2 protein-coding genes are annotated in these 2443 nt (G+C 71.7%); one reads left to right on the top strand and one right to left on the bottom strand.

Features of this window, described 5'->3' with window-relative positions; translation table 11 throughout:
- Window positions 1-447 precede the first annotated feature (447 nt).
- The gene (locus VR45_RS30210; protein WP_045943049.1) at window positions 448-1764 is read right to left on the bottom strand and encodes a hypothetical protein; all 1317 of its coding nucleotides are present in this window, start codon (window positions 1762-1764) and stop codon (window positions 448-450) included.
- 497 nt (window positions 1765-2261) lie between these two features.
- Between VR45_RS30210 and VR45_RS30205 the strand changes: the two genes are divergently transcribed.
- A partial coding sequence (locus VR45_RS30205) for a hypothetical protein (RefSeq protein WP_045943048.1) occupies window positions 2262-2443 on the top strand: 182 nt, incomplete at its 3' end.

Genomic DNA, 2443 nt, shown 5'->3' with positions numbered 1-2443 from the left:
GTCCCGGGACGGCCGTCCGCGCCGACCGGGACCACGACCTGGTCGGCGACGGTCCGCCCGGGCCCGTAGCTGACATGGGAGCCCTGGCGCGGCAGCGTTTCGCCGGAGGGGTGGGCGACCACATAACCCTCCGTGGTGCGGGTGTCGAGGATCCGGGCGATTCCGTACCCCCGAGGAATGGTGTACTGCAGGCTGTTCGGACAGCCGGCATTTCTGTGGACGGCGAACCTTCCCTTTGGCAACGAATTATTTCGAGAACGTTCGTCAGCGATTCAGGGCACGCCGAATACCGGCGGGCGTGCTCGGTTTTCTCTGCGGACCGTTTGTGCCCCCCCGCAGTACGGGTGATGAAGGTCCGCCGGGCGTCGCCGCGGCGGTGGTCGGTGGAGCGGGCTGCCCCGTCGCCCTCCCCGCGCCGCCGCGCGGGGAGGGCGACGAGGTGTCNGGTCAGCCCTCGACGAACCAGCCGGTCAGGTCGGCGATCACCTGGGTGAATCCGGCGGCGTGGTGGTAGACGTCCACGGAGCCGGGGTTGCCGCCCAGCTGGGCGGCGACCCCGTTGGCGACCGTCTGGCCGGCCTTGAAGTCGAGGTTCGACGTGCCGGGGCGGGCGGCGGCCTCGTCGGCGGCGAAGACCGCCAGGTGGCCGTCGGCCTGCGGCTCGGTGACCGTCATGTTCAGCGTGACGGCGGTGGCGTTGTCCGGAACCCCGGCGCGACCGGCCACCGGGAACTCCAGCGTGCTGAAGGCCAGGGCTCCCGCTCCGGGGCGGGTGTCCAGCAGGCGTGCCTGCTCGGTCACCGGGCTGTAGAGGTTGTGGCCCGAGGGGCCGTAGTAGCCGACGATGTCGACCACGAGGTCGGTGGAGCCGGTGTTGAAGAACTCGATCGTTCCGTCCGGGCCGACCGGGACCACCACCTGGTTGGCGACGGTCCGCCCCGGTCCGTAGTTGAGGTGGGAACCTTCGGTGGGCAGCGGGCTGCTGGACGGGTGGGCGACGACGAAGCCCTCGGTCGACGGGTCGGCGGCGGTGACGTTCAGGACCACCGCCCTGGCGTCGGCCGTGCCGAGGTCCCGCCGGGCGACGTCGGCGGTCACGACACTGCCCCGGCCGAGGCGCCCGCCCTCGACCCGGGTGTCGGTGAGGCGGGTCGGGCGGACCGGGTCGTACTTCTGGCCCGGCCGCTGCGGGGTGCTGGGCGCGTAGTAGCCGAGGATGTCGACCACGACGTCGGTGGTGCCCGCGTTGTTGTACACATTGATCTGCGGGCTGGTGTCGGCCCCGCGCGGCGTGACCGCGACCGTGACCATGTTGGAGACGGTCTCGCCGGCCTTGAAGTTCAGCGTGGACGTGGCCGGCGCCCCCGGCCGGTCGCCGTCGCGGCGGACGGTGAGGTAGCCGTCCTCGGTGGTGTTGGTGGCGGTCACGTTGACCACCACGGCGGTGGCGTCCGCCGGGACGACGGGCAGCTCGCGCGGGGGGTGGTTCTTCCAGTTGGAGAGTGGGACGTCGAAGCTCTCCCCGGGCTGCAGCTTGCGGGCTGCCCCGGCCGGGTTCTCCCGGTAGTCCCGGGTGTCGAGCGCCCGGGTGATGCCGAGCGGTACGAAGGCGGCCGGGGCGGTGGCCCTGTCGGTGCCGACGGAGGTGGCGGCCGGGGTGCCGGGGGTCGGGGCCGCGGCCGGGGTGGCCGAGGCGGTGGTGGCGGGCAGGGTCAGGACCAGGGCCGTGAGTGCGGCAACGGCCATGGCGGAGCGGGCACGCATGAGTGGATTCCCCCCAAGGAATGGTGTGTTGCAGGCTATTCCGTCGGCCTGCATTCCTATGGACGGCCGATCCGTCGCATCGGTTGCGAAGGATTCCGGGAATTTTTGACCGGGAATCCGAGAGTTCCGCAAACCCGAAGAACCCGAAGAACCCGGAGAAGCAGGAGAAGCAGGAGAACCCGGAGAAGCAGGAGAACCCGGATAACCCGGGCGAAAACCCTTGGCGGACCGGCGTGCCTTTCCGTGGGCAGAGGCGGCGACGGACCGTCGGGCGACGGTGGCCGCCGTGTCGGGCGGGCGGGCTCGGGGCCGGGGCGGTGGACGCGGTGACGGCCTGCCCCTCGTGCGGACGTCCGGCGCCCTGTTCGGTCGCGAATCCGACCATTTCTGTCCGGGGTGTGACACCGGAGGCGCGGGCGGCGCTGATGGACACGAGGGGGCCCACCGGCCGGTCCGGACGGTCCCGTCGCTCCCACCACCCATGACGAACGGTGATCATGCACGCCACCCGCACCACCCGTACCACCCGCGCCATAGTCACGGCCGCGGCCGCCGGTCTCCTGACCCTCTCCGCGGCGCCCTCGGCGTTCGCCAGCGTCGATATCTACACCGTCCCGGTCCACCAGGGCCTCCCCGTCACCGCGGCAGGCTTCGGCGAGCACGAGGCCAAGTGCGGCTC

Source organism: Streptomyces sp. NRRL S-495, assembly GCF_000966955.1.
GTDB classification, from domain to species: domain Bacteria; phylum Actinomycetota; class Actinomycetes; order Streptomycetales; family Streptomycetaceae; genus Kitasatospora; species Kitasatospora purpeofusca.
This window is presented reverse-complemented; position numbering and strand designations above follow the sequence as displayed.

Coding starts and splice junctions, on each gene's coding strand:
- VR45_RS30210 (WP_045943049.1), bottom strand. CDS start 1,764: ATGCGTGCCCGCTCCGCCATGGCCGTTGCCGCACTCACGGCCCTGGTC.